This window comes from Streptomyces ossamyceticus (genome assembly GCF_001418475.1).
In the GTDB taxonomy this organism is placed as follows: Bacteria; Actinomycetota; Actinomycetes; order Streptomycetales; family Streptomycetaceae; genus Streptomyces; species Streptomyces ossamyceticus.
In genome coordinates this window covers 1-20068 of the sequence record NZ_LIQX01000114.1, presented here as the reverse complement: position 1 = coordinate 20068, position 20068 = coordinate 1, and the positions used below count along the sequence as shown (strand labels likewise).

17 protein-coding genes are annotated in these 20068 nt (G+C 72.6%); 10 read left to right on the top strand and 7 right to left on the bottom strand.

Annotated features, from left to right (window positions below; genetic code table 11):
* The coding region (locus AOK15_RS10380; protein WP_157870203.1) for a VWA domain-containing protein at positions 1 to 756 on the top strand (756 nt) is incomplete at its 5' end.
* A 119-nt stretch (positions 757 to 875) separates the two neighbouring features.
* Here AOK15_RS10380 and AOK15_RS10375 read toward each other — a convergent pair.
* Positions 876 to 1244, bottom strand: coding sequence for a VOC family protein (locus AOK15_RS10375; RefSeq protein WP_055515113.1), 369 nt, complete (start codon positions 1242 to 1244; stop codon positions 876 to 878).
* A gap of 114 nt (positions 1245 to 1358) precedes the next feature.
* Here AOK15_RS10375 and AOK15_RS10370 point away from each other — a divergent pair, with 114 nt between their 5' ends.
* Positions 1359 to 2264, top strand: coding sequence for a universal stress protein (locus AOK15_RS10370; protein WP_055515110.1), 906 nt, complete (start codon positions 1359 to 1361; stop codon positions 2262 to 2264).
* A gap of 114 nt (positions 2265 to 2378) precedes the next feature.
* Here the strand turns inward: AOK15_RS10370 and AOK15_RS10365 are convergent, their stop codons facing one another.
* Positions 2379 to 2786 carry a CoA-binding protein gene (locus AOK15_RS10365; RefSeq protein WP_055515108.1) on the bottom strand — a complete coding sequence of 136 codons (408 nt, stop codon included), beginning with the start codon at positions 2784 to 2786 and terminating at the stop codon, positions 2379 to 2381.
* 174 nt (positions 2787 to 2960) lie between these two features.
* On the opposite strand from AOK15_RS10365, the gene AOK15_RS10360 reads away from it, so the two are divergent.
* The 5 genes from AOK15_RS10360 (at position 2961) to AOK15_RS10340 (ending at position 9333) form a co-directional block, all read left to right on the top strand.
* Entirely contained in the window at positions 2961 to 3689 is a 729-nt protein-coding gene (locus AOK15_RS10360; RefSeq protein WP_055515106.1) for a cysteine--tRNA ligase, read from the top strand.
* Positions 3686 to 4228: a SixA phosphatase family protein gene (locus tag AOK15_RS10355; protein ID WP_055515104.1), complete on the top strand. Its 543-nt coding sequence runs from the start codon at positions 3686 to 3688 to the stop codon at positions 4226 to 4228. The genes AOK15_RS10360 and AOK15_RS10355 overlap by 4 nt, the downstream gene beginning before the upstream one ends.
* 79 nt (positions 4229 to 4307) lie before the next feature.
* A complete protein-coding gene (locus AOK15_RS10350; RefSeq protein ID WP_055515102.1) occupies positions 4308 to 4934 on the top strand; it encodes a YigZ family protein in 627 nt (208 codons plus the stop codon).
* A gap of 245 nt (positions 4935 to 5179) precedes the next feature.
* Positions 5180 to 6343, top strand: coding sequence for an exonuclease SbcCD subunit D (locus tag AOK15_RS10345; protein WP_055515098.1), 1164 nt, complete (start codon positions 5180 to 5182; stop codon positions 6341 to 6343).
* Positions 6340 to 9333, top strand: coding sequence for an AAA family ATPase (locus AOK15_RS10340; RefSeq protein ID WP_055515096.1), 2994 nt, complete (start codon positions 6340 to 6342; stop codon positions 9331 to 9333). The genes AOK15_RS10345 and AOK15_RS10340 overlap by 4 nt, the downstream gene beginning before the upstream one ends.
* Positions 9334 to 9342: 9 nt before the next feature.
* On the opposite strand, the gene AOK15_RS10335 is transcribed toward AOK15_RS10340, so the two are convergent.
* On the bottom strand, positions 9343 to 9798 hold the full coding sequence (locus AOK15_RS10335; protein ID WP_055515094.1) for an Lrp/AsnC family transcriptional regulator: 456 nt from the start codon (positions 9796 to 9798) through the stop codon (positions 9343 to 9345).
* 158 nt (positions 9799 to 9956) lie between these two features.
* On the opposite strand from AOK15_RS10335, the gene AOK15_RS10330 reads away from it, so the two are divergent.
* The gene (locus AOK15_RS10330; protein WP_055515092.1) at positions 9957 to 10436 is read left to right on the top strand and encodes a rhodanese-like domain-containing protein; all 480 of its coding nucleotides are present in this window, start codon (positions 9957 to 9959) and stop codon (positions 10434 to 10436) included.
* A gap of 102 nt (positions 10437 to 10538) precedes the next feature.
* Positions 10539 to 11081, top strand: coding sequence for an Imm21 family immunity protein (locus AOK15_RS10325; RefSeq protein ID WP_055515090.1), 543 nt, complete (start codon positions 10539 to 10541; stop codon positions 11079 to 11081).
* Between the two features lie 127 nt (positions 11082 to 11208).
* Here the strand turns inward: AOK15_RS10325 and AOK15_RS10320 are convergent, their stop codons facing one another.
* Together AOK15_RS10320 and AOK15_RS10315 are read right to left on the bottom strand one after the other, a co-directional pair.
* Positions 11209 to 12900, bottom strand: a complete 1692-nt coding sequence (locus AOK15_RS10320) for a DUF885 domain-containing protein (protein ID WP_055515088.1) — start codon at positions 12898 to 12900, stop codon at positions 11209 to 11211.
* Between the two features lie 267 nt (positions 12901 to 13167).
* Complete coding sequence (locus AOK15_RS10315; protein ID WP_055515086.1) at positions 13168 to 13656, bottom strand: Lrp/AsnC family transcriptional regulator; 489 nt, start codon at positions 13654 to 13656, stop codon at positions 13168 to 13170.
* Positions 13657 to 13716: 60 nt separating this feature from the next.
* Between AOK15_RS10315 and AOK15_RS10310 the strand changes: the two genes are divergently transcribed.
* On the top strand, positions 13717 to 14955 hold the full coding sequence (locus AOK15_RS10310; RefSeq protein ID WP_055515115.1) for a trans-sulfuration enzyme family protein: 1239 nt from the start codon (positions 13717 to 13719) through the stop codon (positions 14953 to 14955).
* 561 nt (positions 14956 to 15516) lie between these two features.
* Here the strand turns inward: AOK15_RS10310 and AOK15_RS10305 are convergent.
* Both AOK15_RS10305 and AOK15_RS10300 read right to left on the bottom strand, forming a co-directional pair.
* The gene (locus AOK15_RS10305; protein WP_055515084.1) at positions 15517 to 16320 is read right to left on the bottom strand and encodes a DUF1963 domain-containing protein; all 804 of its coding nucleotides are present in this window, start codon (positions 16318 to 16320) and stop codon (positions 15517 to 15519) included.
* A 759-nt stretch (positions 16321 to 17079) separates the two neighbouring features.
* Entirely contained in the window at positions 17080 to 19806 is a 2727-nt protein-coding gene (locus AOK15_RS10300) for an ATP-binding protein (protein ID WP_157870202.1), read from the bottom strand.
* Positions 19807 to 20068 lie beyond the last annotated feature (262 nt).

Below are 20068 nucleotides of genomic sequence, written 5' to 3'. Positions count from 1 at the left end.
GGCATCGCCCGCAGCGCCGACCAGGTCGACTTCCTCATCGCGAACCGCGAACAACTCGTCGAACTCCGCCGCACCGTGCAGCCGTTGGCCCGCAAACTGGCGACCCGTCTCGCCGCGCGGCGGCGCAGGGCGGCGCGGGGCCGGATCGACATCCGGCGCACACTGCGCCGCTCGCTGTCCACCGGGGGAGTACCGCTGCGCCCGGCCTACCGGCGGCACCGGCCCGCCCGCCCGGAGATCGTGCTGCTGTGCGACGTGTCCGGTTCGGTCGCCGGGTTCGCGAACTTCACGATGCTGCTGGTGCAGGCGATGCGGGACCAGTTCAGCAAGGTGCGGGTCTTCGCTTTCGTCAACAAGGTCGACGAGGTCACCCACCTTGTCACCACCGGTGAGGCCGACCCGGCGGAACTCGGCCGCCGGATCGCCGAGGAGGCTGCGATCAGCGGCTGGCACGGCAGCAGCGACTACGGGACCGCGCTCGGGGAGTTCGCCGAGCGCCACCTCGACGCCGTGGGGCCGCGCACCTCGGTGATCATCCTCGGTGACGCCCGCACCAACGGGTTCGACCCCAACGAGGCCGCCCTGCGGCGCGTCGCCGGCCGGGCCCGTCGCGTCCACTGGCTCAACCCCGAGTCACCCGAGCTGTGGTCCACGGGCGACTCCGCCGCGCACGTCTACGCCGAGGTCGTCGAGATGCACGCCTGCCGCAACGCGCGGCGCCTCGGGGAACTGGTGACGCGGCTGCTGCCGGTGTGAGACGGTGCCGATGCCGGCCTCAGGCACAGGGCCGCCTCCGGACTGAGGGGCGCGCCCGACTGAGGGTCGCGCCGGACTGAGGAGTGTCCCCGGCCCTGAGGGGTGCCCCCGGCCTCGGCTCAACCCCGGCCGGTGTCGATCACACAGAACCGGTTGCCCTCAGGGTCCTCCAGGACGACGAAGTCGGCGTCGTCCTCGTACAGCTCCCAGTCGACGCGGCGCGCGCCAAGGCGCACCAACCGCTCGACCTCCGCCGCCTGGTCGGCCGCGTTCCCGGCGTAGAGGTCCAGATGCACCCGGGGCCGCGCCTGTACCGGCGTCTCGCTCAGCCCGAGCGACAGCTGGGGCCGGGTCCCGTCCGGGTGCACCAGCACCACCCAGTCGTCCTCCGGTTCCTCGCGCGGCACGTAACCCAGTGCCCGCGTCCAGAACGCTGCGGCCCGCCGTACGTCGGAGGCCCCCATCACCACGGATCCGATGCTCAGCATGCACCGATTCTCACCGACCCGGGCCGCTCTCGCGGATTTGGGCCGCCGTGCCGCTGCGTTTCGACCGCCTTGCCGCGATCCTGGAGACAGACCTCGACGTCAGGAGGTGCGCTCATGCCCCGCACCGTCACCGTGGGCTTCGACGGTTCCCCGGAGAGCCGCGCCGCCGTCGAGTGGGCGGCCCGTGAGGCCCGGCTCCGCGCCCTGCCCCTGCTCCTGGTCAACGTGTGGGAACCGGTGCCCGAGCCGATGGGACGGTCACCGATGCTCGGTCCGTCCGCCCAGCTGGGCTGGGCGGAGCACGGGGTGACGTCGGCGGGCCCCGGGGCGCGGCAGATCTTGCGCGACGCCGCCGACGATGTCCGGCGGCGCCGTCCGGCCGTCGACGTGGGCCTGGAGCAGCTGACGGGCCGGGCGACGGAGGAACTGCTGAAGGCGGCCGTGGACGCCGAGCTGCTGGTCCTCGGCTCGCACGGGCGGAGCGGTGTCGCGGGCCTCCTCGTCGGCTCCGTCGGACTGCACGTCGCCGCGCACACGGAGCGTCCCGTCGTCCTCGTCAGGGCCGGCGAGTCGGCCGACGACGAGCACGTGCGGGATCCGTCAGGGGCCGGGCCCGCCGGGACGCCCTTCCGGCCCGTCGTCCTCGGCCTGGACGCCGCGCACCCGGACGGGACGCTGCTCCGGTTCGCCTTCGAGGCCGCCACTGTGCGGCACACCGCGCTGCGCGTCGTCCACGACCCGGGCCACGGACCCCCGGCCGGGCGCGGCCCTCACGAGGGCGCCCTCGGGCCGGCCGGCGCACTGCACGCCTTCCGGCAGGAGTTCCCGGACGTCGAGGTCGTCGAGGAGTCACCCCAGGGCAAGGCGGCGGACCACCTCGTCGCGGCGTCGCGCGAGGCGTCGCTGGTCGTCGTCGGCCGCCGGGTGCGTCACTCCCCGCTCGGCGCCCACCTCGGGCCGGTCACCCACGCGGTGCTGCACCACGCGGCGGCGCCGGTGGCGGTCGTCGCCCACAGCTGAGCGGCGCGCGGAACCTGAGCTGCCGTGGATCCGGAGCAGCCGTCCGGGCCGTGAGCCGCCGTGCGGAAGGTGGGCCGCCGTGTGGAAGTGGACGGTGAGCCGTCGCGCCGACGGTCAGCCCAGCCGGGGAATCTCGATGGCGGGGCAGCGGTCCATGACCATGTCGAGCCCGGCGGCGCGGGTGCGGTCGTAGGCGTCCTCGTCGACGACGCCCAGCTGGAACCAGACGGCCCGGGCGCCGATCCGTACGGCCTCGTCGGCCACCGGGCCGGCGAGGTCGCTGTTGACGAAGACGTCCACGACGTCCACCGGGAAGGGGATGTCCGCGAGCGAGGCGTACCCCTGCTCGCCGTGGACCGTCTCGGCCTTGGGGTGGACCGGGACGACCCGCTTGCCGTAGCGCTGGAGGACCTCGGCGACACCGTACGCGGCGCGGCCGCGGTTGGTGGACAGGCCCACGACGGCCCAGGTGTCGCCGAGTTCCGTCAGGATCTTGCGGATCGTGGCGGCGTCGCCGTCCATGTCCTGTCTCCTCATCGTCCGTAAGAGAGCGCCCGGTGCGGGCTGCCTGCGCCAACAGCGCGGCGGGCCCGGCCATTCCCGCGCCCACCCGAGCGGCGCCGCCGGGGAGACCGGCGACCGGCGACCGCGGAGCGGGCCGGGCCGTCGCGTCGGTCGGCCGCACACAATGTCGTGGTGCGCACTGCGTTCCGCCGCTCGCGCGCCTACGCTCACCTCGTGCTGCGTATCACCGACGCCCGGACCGGCGAGCCCGTCGACGTCCGCAGAGCGCTCACCAGGGTCCACGTCCACGCGCCGAGCGACGACACGTGGGGGCTGCGGGTGCTGCTGGTCGCCGACGTCCTCGCGCGGGCCCTGGACATGGGCGGTGTCCCCGCCCTGCTGGTCGCCGACCCGCCCGCCGCGCTGCGCGGACGCGCCGACGACCTGGGCATCCGGCCGACGGAGGCCGCCGGGGCGGGCGGCGGGCGACAGGTGCTGCGGGTGGCAGGCACCGGGGAGACGACCGGCGAAGGCATCGGTGTCGAGGTCGCCCCGGTCACCGGACCGGAGGCACCGGCCGCGGGCGGCACCGCCCTGCGGCTCGTCCTCCTCCGCGGGCCCCGCCGCACCCCCGTCGCCCTCGACGCCCCCGCCCTGGCTGAGGCGGACGAGACCCTCGGCGCGTGGCGCAAGGCGGTGGCCGGCTGGGCCACCCGCCCCTCGAAGCCCGTCCCGGAGGACGTACGGCAGGCCCTGCGCACCGCCTGGGAGGACGACCTGGACGTGCCCGCCGTGCTCACCGTCCTGCGGGCCGTGGAACGGGCCGACGACGTGCCGGACGGGGCACGGTTCGAGACGTTCGCCTACGCGGACCGGCTCCTCGGGCTGGAGCTGACCCGGGAGATCGGAGCACCGGCATGAACGGGCGGGGAGCGGGACCACTGCGCAGACTCGTCGTCCTGCGGCACGCCAAGTCGGCCTGGCCGGTGGGCGTGCCCGACCACGAACGCCCCCTGGCCGCGCGCGGACGCCGCGACGCCCCCGCCGCCGGGCGGGCCCTCGCCGAGGCGGACTGCCTGCCCGACCTCGCCCTGTGCTCCACCGCCGTCCGCGCCACCCAGACCTGGGAGGCGGTCGCCGCCCAGTGGGGGACGCCGCCGCCCGTACGCCTCGACCGGCGTGTGTACGCCGCCGACGCGGCGGAACTGCTGGACGTCGTGCACGAGGTCCCCGACGGGGTCAGGACCCTGCTGCTGGTGGGGCACAACCCGGGCCTGGAGGAACTGGTGCTGGACCTGGCCGGTGACGCGCTCGACGACGCCCTGGACACCGTCCGCACCAAGTTCCCGACCTCCGCCGTCGCCGTCCTCGCCTGGCACGGCGACACCTGGTCCGCCCTGACCCCGGGCACAGCCCTCCTGACAGACCTCATCGTGGCCCGCGGCGAGAAGAAGAACTGACGCCGGCCCCTGTCTCGCCGCGCACACCGCCGCGCACACCCGGCGTGGACGCGTTCCGGGCTGCGCATAGGCTGGCCCGATGCAGGACGAGTACCGCACCGTCGCCCGCGCCGGCGTGCACGAGACCGAGGTCAACCGCTCACGTTTTCTGTGCGCGGTCGCCCCGGCCGCCACCGAGCGGGAGGCCCAGGAGTTCATCGCGGCAGTCCGCAAGGAGCACGCCGACGCCACGCACAACTGCTACGCGTACGTCATCGGCGCCGACGCCGCCGTGCAGAAGGCGAGTGACGACGGGGAACCCGGCGGCACCGCCGGTGTCCCCATGCTGCAGATGCTGATGCGGCGTGACATGCGGTACGTCGTGACCGTCGTCACCCGGTACTACGGCGGAGTCAAACTGGGCGCCGGCGGCCTCATCAGGGCGTACGGCGGCGCCGTCGGCGAGGCGCTGGACGCGCTCGGCACCCTGACCCGCCGGCGCTTCCGCCTCGCGACGGTCACCGTCGACCACCAGCGCGCCGGCAAGGTGCAGAACGACCTGCGGGCCACCGGGCGTGAGGTCCGCGACGTCCGCTACGGGGAGGCCGTCACCATCGAGATCGGGCTCCCCGACGCCGACGTGCCCGCGTTCCGCGCCTGGCTCGCCGACACCACGGCGGGCACGGCCGGCTTCGAACTCGGCGGCGAGGCGTACGGCGACGCGTGACGGGCGTGCCGACCGGCCAATGGTGGTGCCTGCGGCGAGGATTGCCTGGATTTCCCCCTGATCGGCCGTTTTCGTGGCGAACAGTCGAGGTGTCTCCATGAAGCGGTGACTGTGCCTGACCGTGCAGGACCAGATGCCGACAGGTATTAGCGTGGTCGGTGCGTCGGCGCGGTACGGGCCGGTCGCCGCGGGGCCGGGTGGGTCCAGGGAGGGATGAGGGGAAACATGCGGGTCGGAGTGGCGTCTTGAGGATTCTGCACACCTCTGACTGGCATCTCGGTCGGTCGTTCCACCGGGTGAGCATGCTCGGGGCGCAGGCCGAGTTCATCGGCCACCTCGTCACGACCGTGCGGGAGCGCGAGGTGGACGCGGTGGTCGTCTCCGGCGACGTGTACGACCGGGCGGTGCCGCCGCTGGCCGCCGTCGAGCTCTACGACGACGCCCTGCACCGCCTCGCCGAGCTGGGCGTCCCCACCGTGATGATCTCCGGGAACCACGACTCGGCGCGTCGGCTCGGCGTCGGCTCCGGGCTCATGGGCCGCGCGGGCATCCACCTGCGCACCGACGCCGCCGCGGCCGGAGTTCCGGTGCTCCTGGCCGACGCGGATGGCGACGTCGCCTTCTACGGGCTGCCGTATCTCGAACCCGCCCTGGTCAAGGACGAGTTCGCGGTCGACAGGCCCGGCCACGAGGCCGTGCTCGCCGCCGCCATGGACCGCGTCCGCTCCGACCTGGCCACCCGCGCGCCGGACACACGGTCCGTCGTCCTCGCCCACGCCTTCGTCACCGGCGGCGCGCCCAGCGACAGCGAGCGGGACATCTCCGTCGGCGGGGTCTCGTCCGTGCCCGCCGGGGTCTTCGACGGCGTCGACTACGTCGCCCTGGGCCATCTGCACGGCAGCCAGACCCTCACCGAACGCGTCCGCTACTCGGGCTCCCCGCTGCCGTACTCCTTCTCGGAGGCCGGCCACCGCAAGAGCATGTGGCTGATCGACCTCGGTGCCGACGGCTCGCTCGACGCCGAGCGCGTCGACTGCCCCGTACCGCGCCGACTCGCCCGCCTCCGCGGCCGGTTGGACGAGCTCCTCGACGACCCCGGCCTCGCCCGGCACGAGGACGCGTGGGTCGAGGCCACCCTCACCGACCCGGTGCGGCCCGCCGAACCCATGGCCCGGCTCTGCGCGCGCTTCCCGCACACCCTCAGCCTCGTCTTCGACCCGGAACGCGCCCCCGACGACCCGGACGTCTCCTACGCCCGGCGCCTCGCGGGCCGTGACGACCAGCAGATCGCGGAGGACTTCGTGGCCCATGTGCGCGGCACCGGCCCCGACAGCCACGAACAGACCGTGCTCCGGGACGCCTTCGACGCCGTACGGGCCGACGAGACCCTCCGGGAGACCGCCCGATGAGACTGCACCGGCTCGACATCACCGCCTTCGGCCCCTTCGGCGGCACCCAGTCCGTCGACTTCGACGACCTGTCGGCCGCCGGCCTCTTCCTGCTGCACGGCCCGACCGGCGCCGGCAAGACGTCCGTCCTGGACGCCGTCTGCTACGCCCTGTACGGCTCGGTGCCCGGCGCCCGCCAGAACGGCCAGGGCATGACCCTGCGCAGCGACCACGCGGACCCCGCGACACGCACCGAGGTCCGCCTCGAACTGACCGTCGCCGGACGCCGGTTGGAACTCACCCGGCAGCCGCCCTGGGAGCGGCCCAAGAAACGTGGCACGGGAACGACCCTCGACAAGGCGCAGAGCTGGCTGCGGGAGTACGACGTCGCCGCGGGCGCCTGGAAGGACCTCAGCCGGTCCCACCAGGAGATCGGCGAGGAGATCACCCAGGTCGTCGGGATGAGCCGGGAGCAGTTCTGTCAGGTGGTGCTGTTGCCGCAGGGCGACTTCGCCCGGTTCCTGCGGGCCGACGCCGAGGCCCGTGGCCGGCTGCTCGGCCGGCTGTTCGACACCCAGCGGTTCGCCGCCGTCGAGAAGCGCCTCGCCGACCGGCGCCGGGCCACCGAGGCACAGGTCCGCGAGGGCGACACCGCCCTGCTCGCCGACGCCCACCGCATGCAGCAGGCCGCCGGCGGCGACCTCGCCCCGCCCCAGCTCGCACCGGGCGATCCGGGACTCGCCGAAGCCGTCCTCGGCTGGGCCGCCGTCGCCCGCAGCACCGCGCGGGAGCAGCTCACCATCGCCCACTGCGCGCGCGCCGCGGCCGAGTCCGCGCACGCGGCCGCCGAGCGCGACCTCGACGACGTACGCGAAGTGGCCCGGCTCCAGCGGCGGTTCGCCGAGGCGCGGGAGCGGGCCCGGAAGCTGGAGGAGCGGGCCGACACCCACCGGGCGGACCGCGAACGCATGGAACGCGGCCGCAAGGCCGAGGCCGTGGAACCGGCGCTCGACCTGCGGGACGAGGCCGAGACCGCGCACCGCAGGGCGAGCGCGGACGAGGCACGCACGCGTGCCGCCCTGCCCGCCGACCAAGCCGACGCCGGAGCCGCCGGGCTCGCGGCCGCCGCCCGGAAGGCGTCGGAGGAGCTGGGCGGGCTCGCCTCCGCCCGCCGCGCCGAGCGGAAGCTGGCCGACCTCCTCTCCGAGCGCGCCGAACTCGACAGCGAGGAGCGCGCCGACGAGGACGTCCTCCAGGACGCCGAGAGCTGGCTGGCCGACTGGGACACCACACGGGCCGGGCTGCAGGCCCGCGTCGAGGCCGCCCAGGAGGCCGCCACCCGGGCCGAGCAGCTCGCCGTCCAGCGCGAGCCCACCGAGCGCCGGCTGCGTGCCGCCCGCGAACGGGACCGGCTCGACCGGGACACCGACGAGGCCCGGGCGGATGTCCTCCGGCTCACGGAGCGGGCCGGGGAGGCGCGCACCCACTGGCTGGACCTCAAGGAACAGCGCCTGAACGGCATCGCCGCCGAACTGGCCGCCGAACTGGTCGACGGCCGGCCGTGCGCCGTCTGCGGCGGCACCGACCACCCCGCGCCCGCCCGCAAGGACGCCGGGCACGTCGACCGCGAGGCGGAGGAAGGGGCGCTCACCGCGTTCCAGCGGGCCGACGAGGAGCGCGCCGAGGCGGAACGGCGCCTCGGGGACCTGCGGCGGGCGCTCGCCGCCGCGAGCGCGGAGGCCGGTGACACCCCGACCGACCGACTCGCCGCGCTGGCCGAGGAGATGGAGCGGGACTACGCCCACGCCCGGCGTGGCGCCTCGGACCTGCATCCCGCGCAGGAGGCGCTGCTGCACGCCGAACGGGAGCGCGACCGGCGGGCCGCCGCACGGCAGGAGGCCGCGGTCCGGGCCGCCACCCGCAACACCCGGCGGGACGCCCTGGAGCGGGAACGGGCCTCCCTGGAGGAGGAGTTGACGCAGGCCAGGGGCGAGGCCCGGAGCGTGGCCGAGCGGGCCGGGCAACTGGAACTGCGCGCCGCCCGGCTCACCGAGGCCGCCGAGGCCGTGCGCGCCGCCGACGACACCGCGCAGCGGCTCAAGGACGCCGACGCACGCCTCGCCGACGCCGCCTTCCGCGCCGGGTTCGACACACCGCAGGCCGCCGCCGCGGCGCTCCTCGACGCCGCCGCCCACCGGGACCTGCAACGGCGCATCGACGCCTGGCAGTCGGAGGAGGCGGCGGTGCGGGCCGTGCTCGCCGAGCCCGAGACGGCCGCCGCGGCCCAACGGCCGTCCGCCGATGTCCCCGGCGCCGAGCGGGCCGCCGAGGCCGCCGCCCGGCGCCTGCAGCGGACCGTGTCCGCGTGGGACGAGGCCGAGCGGCGCAGCGCCGCGCTCGACCGGCTGTCGGCACGGGCCGCCGCCTCGGTACGGCGGCTGGCACCGCTGCGGGAGGAGTACGACCGCGTCGCCCGCATGGCGGGACTCGCCGCGGGCACCGCCGCGGACAACGAGCGCAAGATGCGCCTGGAGGCCTACGTCCTGGCCGCCCGTCTCGAACAGGTCGCCGCCGCCGCGACCGTACGGCTCCAGCGGATGTCCTCCGGCCGCTACACCCTCGTCCACTCGGACGACCGCTCCGGACGCGGGCGCAGCGGACTCGGACTGCACGTCGTCGACGCGTGGACCGGCAGGGAGCGGGACACGGCCACGCTCTCCGGCGGTGAGACGTTCTTCGCGTCCCTCGCGCTCGCGCTCGGCCTCGCCGACGTCGTCACCGACGAGGCCGGCGGCGTACGCCTCGACACCCTCTTCATCGACGAGGGGTTCGGCAGCCTCGACGACCAGACCCTCGACGAGGTCCTCGACGTCCTCGACGCGCTCCGCGAGCGGGACCGCAGCGTCGGCATCGTCAGCCATGTGGGGGACCTGAGACGGCGGATCCACGCACAGCTGGAGGTCGTGAAGGACCGGTCGGGGTCGGTCGTACGGCAGCGCACGACAGCCTGATCAGGGGCGTCAGCGACCGAGCGGGCGCCGGGGGAGTGGTGAGGAGTACACGACGCTGGTCGTGACGGAGCCCAGCGAACCGATCTTCCCCGACACCTCCTCCAGATGGCGCATCGAACGGGCGGCGACCTTGATCACGAAGCAGTCGTCGCCCGTGACGTGGTGCGCCTCCAGGATCTCGGGGGTGACGGCCACCAGGTCGTGGAACGGCTTGTAGTTGCCGTTGGGGTAGCGGAGGCGGACGAACGCCAGGATGGGCAGGCCCAGCCGCTCCGGTTCCACCACGGCCGCGTACCCCTGGATGACGCCCGCCTCCTCCAGCCGCCGCACCCGCTCGGTGACGGCGCTCGCCGACATCGACACGGCACGCGCCAGATCGGCGAAGCTCGCCCGCCCGTCACGCTGGAGGACGTCGAGGATGCGCCAGTCGGTGGCGTCCGGAACGTACGGGGAATTCACGGTCATGGGGCAGAGATAGCAGGGGATTCCCCGGCCGGGCAAGGCCTGGACCATGGAATGCCCCTTCAGGAAGAGGATCACCGGCCGTAGATTTCTGGTCACGGGGCCGGACGGCGGCCCCGTCGAGGAGTCGGCCCCGGCGCCGGACAGAGAGAGGCCCCGAGATGACCACCACGACCGCCCTGAACCCCGTCCTGAGGGTCGCCCCCGCTGCCCCGGCCGAGGCCGCCGCCTATTTCCGGGTCGGCCTCGTCTTCCACGCCGACGTCTCCGACGTGGCGGCCGCGCTCGCCGCCGACGGCGACCCCGGCTTCGTCGTCCTCGACTCCCGGTCCACCGCGTCCTGGGACCAGGGGCACATCCCCGGCGCGGTCCACCTGCCCACCGCCCTCATCCCCGAGCGGGCCGAGCAGCTCCTCGACAGATCCGTGCCCGTCGTCACCTACTGCTGGGGCCCCGGCTGCAACGGCGCCACGCGGGCCGCCCTCGCCCTCGCCGAACTCGGCTTCCAGGTGAAGGAGATGCTCGGCGGCTTCGAGTACTGGGCCCGCGAGGGCTTCGCGTACGAGACCTGGGAAGGTACCGAGCGGGGCGAGGCGGACCCGCTGACCGCGCCGGTGGACGCCGAGGACTGCGGCTGCTGACCGGGCGGCGGCGCCTTGCCGCACTTCACTTACTGACACTCTGTCAAGAAGCAAGTCCACCCAATGAGTTGAGGGGGCAGGGGGGCGTGTAGCTTTCTGGGCATGGCTCGTTGTGCGGATGCGGTGGTTCCAGATGTGGTGCGGTGGGTGGAGTCGGCTGCTGGACCGCTCATAGCCGTGCCGGAAGCGGTCCTGCCGTTCTGGGCGGGCGCCGACGGCGACGAGACGTCCTCCGACCACGACCGCGCCTGCGACCTCCCCGGCCACGCCGGGCTGCTGCCCGTCGGCGACACCCGCGCCCTGGTCCTGGGCGGTGAACCGGCCGCCACCGCGTACCTCCCCGGGCACGGCCTCTTCGTCCGCCGGTGCGCGGCCGGCGACGAGGCGCGGCTCCCCTCCGAGGCGCGGCTCCTCTCCGAGGTGTCCGCCGCGCTTGACGACGCGGTGTGGGAGCCCGCGCTGGAGTGGCGCGTGCCGGGACCGCTCGTCCTCTTCGACGCGGCCCGCCCCGGGCGCGCCGCCGCGGCGACCGACCATGTGCGGGTGGAGTTGACGCCCGGACGGTACGGGGTCAGTGCCGCGTCCGTCCCGAGGGGGCCGTGGACGGGGCTGCGTCTGGTGCGGGTCGGACCGGCGGCGGGCTGATCAGCGTCGCTCTGCGGGCTGATCAGAGGTCGGTCGGCGGCCGGGGTCGGAAGTCGGCGGCCGGGGTCGGAGGCCGGGGTGGGCGGCCGGGCCCGGTGGTGCGGTCGGTGGGCCCGGCGCGCTCGGGTCACAGCTGGGCGAGTTCGTCCACCAGGTCGTCCAGGCCCAGGGAGCCCTGGGAGAGGGCGGCCATGTGCCAGGCCTTGGCGTCGAACGCGTCGCCGCGGCGCTGCCGGGCCTTCTCGCGGCCGAGCAGCCAGGCCCGCTCGCCGAGCTTGTAGCCGATGGCCTGCCCGGGAATGGTCAGATAGCGCGTCAGCTCGCTCTCCACGAAGTCCGCCGGGCGGCTGCTGTGGGAGCCGAAGAACTCCTCGGCCAGCTCGGGGGTCCAGCGCTCGCCCGGGTGGAAGGGGGAGTCCGCCGGGATCTCCAGCTCCAGATGCATACCGATGTCGACGATGACGCGGGCCGCGCGCATCATCTGCGCGTCCAGATAACCGAGCCGCTCCTCCGCGTCCTTGAGGAAGCCCAGCTCGTCCATGAGCCGCTCCGCGTACAGCGCCCAGCCCTCGGCGTTGGCGCTGACCCCGCCGATGGTCGCCTGGTAGCGGGAGAGGTCGTCCTTGACGTACACCCACTGCGCGAGCTGGAGGTGGTGGCCGGGGACGCCCTCGTGGTACCAGGTGGACACCAGGTCGTACACCGGGAAGCGGGTCGCCCCCATCGTCGGCAGCCAGGTGCGGCCCGGACGGGAGAAGTCCTCGCTCGGCGCCGAGTAGTACGGGGCGGCGGCACCACCGGGCGGGGCGATGCACGACTCCACCTTCCGCACCGGCTCCGCCAGGTCGAAGTGGGTGCCGTCGAGGGCCTCGATCGCCCCGTCCATCAGCGACTGGAGCCAGGTGCGGACCTCGTCGACGCCCTCGATGTGCCGTCCGTGCTCGTCCAGGTGCGCCAGCGCCACCCACGGCGTGGCGGCGCCCGGAAGGATCTTCTCGGCCTCCTGCCTCATCTCGCCGAGCAGCCGGTGGAACTCCGACCAGCCGTACGCGTACGCCTCGTCGAGGTCCAGGTCCGCCCCCGTGAAGTAGCGGGCCAGCCGGGCGTACCGCTCACGGCCCACCGTGTCCGGGGCGCCCTCGATCGCCGGGGCGTACACGTCACGCATCCAGTCGCGCAGCTCCACCACGGCACGCGTCGCCCCGCGGGCCGCCTCGTCCAGCTCGGCGCGCAGGGACTCCGGGCCCTCCGACACGAAGTCCTCGAACCAGCCGCGCCCCGCGCCGTCCGTGTCCGCCCACTCGGTGAGCTGCCCGATGAAGGTCGCGGTCGGCCGCGGAGCCGCGTACAGCTTGCGGTCCAGGCCGAGGGCGAGCGACTCGCGGTATCCGGCGTACGCCGCCGGCACCGCGCGCAGCCGCTCCGTGATCGCCGCCCAGTCCTCGTCGGTCTCCGCCGGGGTGATGGTGAAGACCTCACGCACCTCGTGCGGCGGTGTCGCCATGTTGCCGACCGCGCGCAGGTGCTCGTCGGCCTCGTGCACGGCCAATTCGGCGGTGAGGCGCTCGCGCAGCAGGCGCGCGCACCGGCGTTCGATGTCGCTGTCCGCGCCCGGTCGACGCTCCGCCTCGTCGAGCCTGGCCAGCGTCGTCCGGATCAGCTCCGCACGGGCCTCCAGACCGGCGGGGGAGGTGTCCGGCAGCCTGCTCGAACTCTCCTTCACACCGAGGTAGGTACCGGTCAGCGGGTCGAGGGCGATCAGGTCGTCGACATACGCGTCGGCGACCTCGCGGGGCAGGGGACTCTTGATGTCAGACATGCGGACAATCTTGGTACGGCGACCGGTCGCCGTCAGCTGCTTGACCGGGTGTTGAGCCTTACGGCGGCCGGATTCCGCTCAGGGCGGACCACCCGTACCGCTCGGTGCGGCACCTGTGCCACTCGGGGCCGCAGGTCCCGTATCCCTCGGCGCCGCAGCACCCCGTACCACTCAGGCCGCAGGTCCCGTATCCCTCGGCGCCGCAGCACCCCGTACCACTCAGGCCGCAGCACCCCGTACCACTCAGGGGCGCAGCATCCGTTCCGCTCAGGCGGGCCGTTCGGCGTCCGGCGGGAGCAGGGGCCCGCACTCCCACTGCTGGAAGATCAACCTGGTCTCCACGCGCGCCACTTCGCGCTGCGACGTGAACTCGTCGAGGACCAGCCGCTGCAGGTCCGCCATGTCCGCGACGGCGACATGCACGAGATAGTCGTCCGGTCCGGTGAGGTGGTACACGGTCCGCGACTCGGGCAGCGCCCGGATCCGCTCCACGAACGGCCCCACCAGCTCCCGCCGGTGCGGCCTGACCTGAACCGACAGCAGCGCCTCCAGCCCCCGCCCGAGCTTGGCCGGATCGAGCCGCAGCTGATGCCCGAGGATGACTCCGGAGCGGCGCAGCCGGGTCACCCGGTCCAGACACGTCGACGGCGCGACCCCCACCTGGGCGGCGAGATCGCGGTAGGTCGCCCGTGCGTCGTTCTGCAACAGGCGCAGAAGGTGGAGGTCCACCGGATCCAGTACGACAGATTCGGCCATTGTTCGAACGTAGCACGGAGAGCAACCCGTACGGTCCGGCCGATGTTCACTCTGACGCCCATGAACTCAGCGAGCACGCACGCGTACGACCCCGCACGCACCACGCCGAGAGCGCTGGACACCGAGGCCGTGCACGCCGGCCGCGACGATCTCGCGCGCCAGGGCCTGCACGCCGCGCCCATCGACCTGTCCACGACCTACCCCTCGTACGACAGTCGCGGTGAGGCCGCCCGCATCGACACCTTCGCCGTCGACGGCGCCGAACCCGAGGGCACCCCGATCTACGGACGGCTCGGCAACCCGACCGTCGCCCGCTTCGAGACCGCCCTCGCCCGCCTGGAAGGCACCGAGAGCGCCGTCGCCTTCGCGAGCGGTATGGCCGCGCTGAGCGCCGTGCTCCTCGCCCGCGCCTCCATGGGCCTGCGCCATGTCGTCGCCGTACGGCCCCTGTACGGCTGCAGCGACCATCTCCTCACCGCGGGGCTGCTCGGCTCCGAGGTCACGTGGGTCGACCCGGCGGGCGTCGCGGACGCGCTGCGGCCCGACACCGGTCTGGTGATGGTCGAGTCCCCGGCCAACCCGACCCTCGCCGAACTCGATCTGCGGGCCCTCGCCCACTCCTGCGGCTCGGTCCCGCTCCTCGCGGACAACACCTTCGCGACGCCGGTCCTCCAGCGGCCCGTCGAGCAGGGCGCCCGGTTTGTCCTGCACAGCGCCACCAAGTACCTCGGTGGTCACGGGGACGTCATGGCCGGGGTCGTGGCCTGCGACGAGGAGTTCGCCGGGCGGCTGCGGCAGATACGTTTCGCGACCGGCGGTGTCCTCCACCCGCTCGCCGGCTACCTCCTGCTGCGCGGCCTCGCGACCCTCCCCGTGCGGGTCCGGGCGGCCTCCGCGACCGCCGTGGAACTGGTCCGCCGCCTCGACGCCGACCCGCGGGTGGCGCGGGTCCACTACCCCCGCGTCGGCGGCGCGATGATCGCCTTCGAGGTCCACGGCGACCCCCACGACGTCATCGCGGGCGTCCGGCTGATCACCCCCGCCGTCAGCCTCGGCAGCGTGGACAGCCTGATCCAGCACCCGGCCTCCATCAGCCACCGCATCGTGGACGAGACCGACCGCCGGGGCGCCGGGGTGAGCGACCGGCTCCTGCGGATGTCGGTGGGCCTGGAGGACGTGGACGACCTGTGGGCGGACCTGGACGGGGCACTGGGTGCCAGGGCCGAGACCGCCACCACGGGAGTCGGCGTCGACGCCGAACGACCCGTGGCGGGCCTGGGGGCGACGTCCGCCCACTGAGGCGGCCGCCGTGGGCCGGGACCAAACCACCCCGGCCCACCGGGCTCCGCGCTGGGAGCTCCGGGGGCCGTGGCCCTGGCCTGTGTCGCGCTCAGCGCTGATCGATCCTGACAATCGGACACGGTTCACCCTGCTCTTCCTCACCGAGGAACGGCGGCGCACTCGCGGCCTGCGCCAGGGCCTGTCGTTTGGATCATGCCGGCTTCGGGCTGCGGCGCCCTGACGCCGCAGATGTGCGTGCCAAGCCCCGCGGCCCAGGCGTGACCCAAACGACAGGCCCTAGCTGGCCACTACCGTTGGTTGCCAGGAAGCCACCGCTTTAAGGAGTTCGATCCGGGCGCCACATCCGGCGTGGCGGGGTGGCTCCGGCCGGTAGGGGAGATGCCGTCCGGGTTCGCCCGTTGCCGCTGTCGTCCACCGCCGTTGATGTCAACCATGGATGTCAGGCGGCGCTCAACCCTTATGGTCTGGCCGGGGAACGATGCGCACCCGTGATTCCCCGTGGTTCCCCACACGATCTGGCACGTCAGGCATGCCTTTCGTCGGCACCGCGGCTGCGCTCTAGCAGTCGTAGCGGTGCGCGTAGGGCAGATCGGGGCATTGGCGGCAGAGGAAGATATAGATACCTCCGAGGTCACCCATGACCATGTCTAGGTCTTCCTCCGGGGTGATGCTGAGCAGGTGCTCCATGCGGTGGCCGCGCTCGCAGACGGGCCAGTCAGGCGGCTGGTTCCAGGCCGGATACCCGCCGACCTTGTTCTGCAGCGCACACGCGAACCGCGTGTACTCCATGCCGAAGCGCTCCTCAAGCTCCTCAATGCGGGGCTGCAGGATCTGCCCAAGTTCCTGCGGCAGGTCCCAGTTCGGGTACTCCACCGCTGGGGTGGGGAACACAGTGCACGGACTGGGCATGAACTCCTCTTCGTATTCACCCTCCAGCGGAGTGGGGATGTTCCGGAGCACGCCGGTGGCCAGTACGTCCGCCTCGCTGTGCCAGTAGAGCTTCGGCAGTGCGGCGCAAGCTTGGTCCCGAGGATGGATCAACGGGCACCAGACCAGCTGGAGTACGTCCATGCCTTCCGGGAATGAGAACTCGGGCACGTCTCGTGCGAAGAGCTGGGCGACCGGCACCATGGAAACCATCCCAGCAGGGCTCTTCTCGTTGGGCCAAGCCCAGTGTCCCGGTTGTCCGCAAGAGGGCCAGGGGTCGTCAGCCGGCCAGAGCAAGGGGCCTCCGAGGGAACTTTCCCGGACGCCGGGTGACCCGCTCTTCGGCAATAGCAGCGTCGTCCGCCGACCGAGAACCGCGAGCTCGGGTATCAGGTCATCCAGGTCATACGGTGGGCCTGCAAACCTCTGCTCCACGGGCGGGGCCTCCTCGGATCAACAGCTCCAGCTCTTGGGCAAGCTACCTCTTCGTCCCGAAGCAACTGCGGCGAGTGCCTGACCTCCAGCCGATGTACCTCTCACCTGCTGCGATGGTCCGCAGACGTCCGCGGTTGTCCGCCACTGTTCGTCGGCGTTGTCACGCAGTTGGACACTCATGTGTTATCTGGCGCGGTCGTCGTTCCGCGTCGACCGGGCATCTGCGGCCCGGCTTCCGCCCTGAGCGCCCGGCCAACCGCGCGTCGGCCATGCTCCCGCTCCAAGCCGCTCTCCTCGATCGCCCTTTGGAGTTCGGCCTCACTCGCCTCGCGGGCTTGCTGCAGTCTCGCTCCTTCGGCCTCGACGCCAGGACTCCACCCAGCCACCGGCCCGTGCGCACGAACATGCTCGATCACCCTCAATCGAGCAAGGTAGACATCGAGCTGCAGACGGACCAAGGGCTCCGGAAGCTCGATATCAACCATGAGTGGAGGGTAGGCACCGGACCTCGACTTGAGAACCGCCGATCTTGAAAACCGTCGTGGCGCAAGTCACCGTGGGTTCACATCCCACACCCACCGCGTAGATGAACGGCCCGCGTAGATGAACGGCCCCTGAGCAGGTCACACGGTCAGGGGCCGGTGCCGTGGGCGGTGCCCACTCAGCACCGTGGTTCCCCGTGGTTTCCCGCTGGATCGGGCACGGACGGGGCATGTGCACCTTCTGATCCGTAGCTCTACAGAGATCGGTCGGGGAGGGTCATTCCGGTTGCTCGGGAGCGTCTGACGGGGGCTGAAGGTTGGGGGAGGTTGCTGGGGTTGCTGTATCCGATTGCTGTACGGCTGCTGCGGCATCGCGGGCGCGGGCGAGGTTGTTGCGGGCGGCGAGGATGTGGGGATGGTCCTCGCCGAGGATCCGCTCGTGCTCGGCCAGGACCCGCCCGAGCAGGGCGAGGGCGTCCTCGACTCGCCCGGCATCGTTGTAGGAGTCGGCGAGGTTGTTGCGGCTGGCCAGGGTTTTGGGGTGGGTGTCGCCCAGGATCTGCTCGCACTGCGCGAGGATGGTCTCCAGCAGGGGGATGGCGTGTGCCAGGTCTCCCGCCTCCCGGTAGACGTAGGCGAGGCTGTTGCGGCTGGCCAGGGTGTGGGGGTGGGTGTCGCCCAGGACCTGCTCGCACTGCGCGAGGGCGGTCTTCAGCAGGGGGATGGCCCGGCTCAGGTCTCCCGCCGCCCTGTAGGCGGAGGCGAGGTTGTGGCGGCTGACCAACGTCTGGGGGTGGGTGTCGCCCAGGACCTGTTTGCTCTGGGCGAGCGTGGTCTCGTACAAGGGGATGGCGCGTGCCAGGTCCCCGGCCGTCTGGTAGGCGCCGGCGAGGTTGTTGCGGCTGGCCAGGGTGTTGGGGTGGGTGTCGCCCAGGACCTGTTCGCTCTGGGCGAGCGTGGTCTCGTACAAGGGGATGGCGCGTGCCAGGTCCCCGGCCGCCTCGTAGGCGCCGGCGAGGCTGTTGCGGCTAACCAGGGTGTGGGGGTGGGCGTCGCCCAAGACCTGCTCGCGCTGGACAAGGGCGGTCTTCAGCAGGGGGATGGCCCGGCTCAGGTCTCCCGCCTCCTTGTAGGCCCAGGCGAGGTCGTGACGGCTGACCAGCGTCTGGGGATGGGTGTCGCCCAGGACCTGTTCGCTCTGGGCGAGGGCGGTCTCGTACAAGGGGATGGCGCGTGCCAAGTCCCCGGCCGCCTCGTAGGCGCCGGCGAGGTTGTTGCGGCTGGCCAGGGTGCTGGGGTGGGTGTCGCCCAGGACCTGTTCGCTCTGGGCGAGGGCGGTCTCGTACAAGGGGATGGCCCGGCCCAGGTCTCCCGCCGCCCTGTAGGCCCAGGCGAGGTTGTTGCGGCTGGCCAGGGTGTTGGGGTGGGTGTCGCCCAGGACCTGTTCGCTCTGGGCGAGGGCGGTCTCGTACAAGGGGATGGCCCGGCCCAGGTCTCCCGCCTCCTTGTAGGCCCAGGCGAGGTCGTGACGGCTGACCAGCGTCTGAGGGTGGGTGTCGCCTAGGACCTGTTCGCTCTGGGCGAGGGCGGCCTCGTACAAGGGGATGGCCCGGCCCAGGTCTCCCGCCTCCTTATAAGCGCCGGCGAGGTTGTTGCGGCTGGCCAGGGTGTGGGGGTGGGTATCGCCGAGGGCTTGCTCGCGCTGGACGAGTGCGGCTGTACGCAGTCGAATGGTGTGGGCTTCACGCCCTTGGTGGTGCAGGTACTGTGCAGCGGCGTCGTAGGTATCGGCTGTCTCGATGGATGTCGGGCTATGGGCCGGTTTGGACTCGGCGAGGCCGATGACATGGGGTAGGAGCCGTTCCCATTCCAGGGTGTCTGTGTTGCCGGCGGAGACCGCTCGCTGGATGAGGTGTTCGGCGTCCTGCCGGCCGGGCGGATATCCGTCGGATCCGGCGGGCTGGTGGCGCAGGACGGTCTGTACGAGGCGGTGGACGTTGATGGCTTGGCGGTCAGCGCTGTAGGCGATCATGTTGTATGCGTACAGCGCACCCAGGGCCTGGCCGAGAGCGAGTGGGTCGGGGCAGAACGGGGCGAGCAGAGTGCGGGGGATGGCGTCAGGCGCGAGCCAAGCCATGGCGTTCAGCAGGGTTACGGCCTGGGGGTTGCGGCGTTCGATGGCGGTCAGGGTGTGGTGCCAGATGCGGGCGATGGTGCGTTCGGGGTCGATGCCGCCCGCGGCCGCGTCCATGACGCGTCCCAGCATCTGCCGGTAGTCGGCCAGCAAGGTGCCGGTTTCGAACAGGTAGGCGCCCGCCTGTTCCAGAGCCAGCGGCAGGTAGCCGAGGTCGGCGGCAAGGTCTGCGGCGTCCCGGCGCTGTGCCGACGTGGGGGCGTGCTCCGCCCCGAAGGTGAGAGTGCACAGCAGGTCCACGGCCGCCTCGGCGTGCAGCAGGCCCAGGGGCATGGTGGGGGCGATGGTGTGCCAGCCGGTCGCGGTGCGGCTCGTGGCAAGATGGTGCCCGTCAGGGAGCGCGCCGAGGTAGTGGCGCAGGTCGGCAGGGTCTTCGACGTTGTCGAAGACGAGCAGCCAACCGGGGTGCCACTGCAGCCACAGCAGCGCCCACGCCGCCCGCTCCGGCACACCTGCGGTGATTGCCCATTGCGGGCACAGCCACATGGCCAGACTTGCCAGGCCGGTGACGATCTGTTCGGTGGTCTCGGCGGTGATCCACCACACCAGGGTGTAGTCGCGGCGGTAGGTGTGGGCGTAGTGCAGGGCGAGGGTAGTCTTGCCGATCCCGCCCAGTCCGTGGATCGCCCGCGTCCGCGTCTCCTGGGTAACTGCCGCTTCCCCTGCATCGGTTAGGAGCGCACGCAGTGTAGTGAGTTCCTGGGTCCGGCCAACAAAAACCCCTGACGCCGACCCCGGCAGGTTCCCGGCCCCTGGCGGTGCCTGCACCTCCTGCGCCCAGCGCACCGCTTCGGCCGGCAAGGTCACCACTTGGACATCACCGGTGATGGCCACACCAACATTGCCGCCCGCAGCGACTGATCGCGGCCCCGCGGCGTGTGCAGCAGCGGATTCCTCACTCACGGCTGAATCCTGCCGCTGTCACCAGCGAGGACGGTACTGGAGGCCCTCCTGACGTCAACTGCACACCCACAGCACTCATCCGATCCCCCGACCCGTGCGGCTCCGAAGAGACCAGCGTAGGAACTCCCACCTCTCCCCGAGGCCCTAACCTCGATCTTGCATGAGGGTC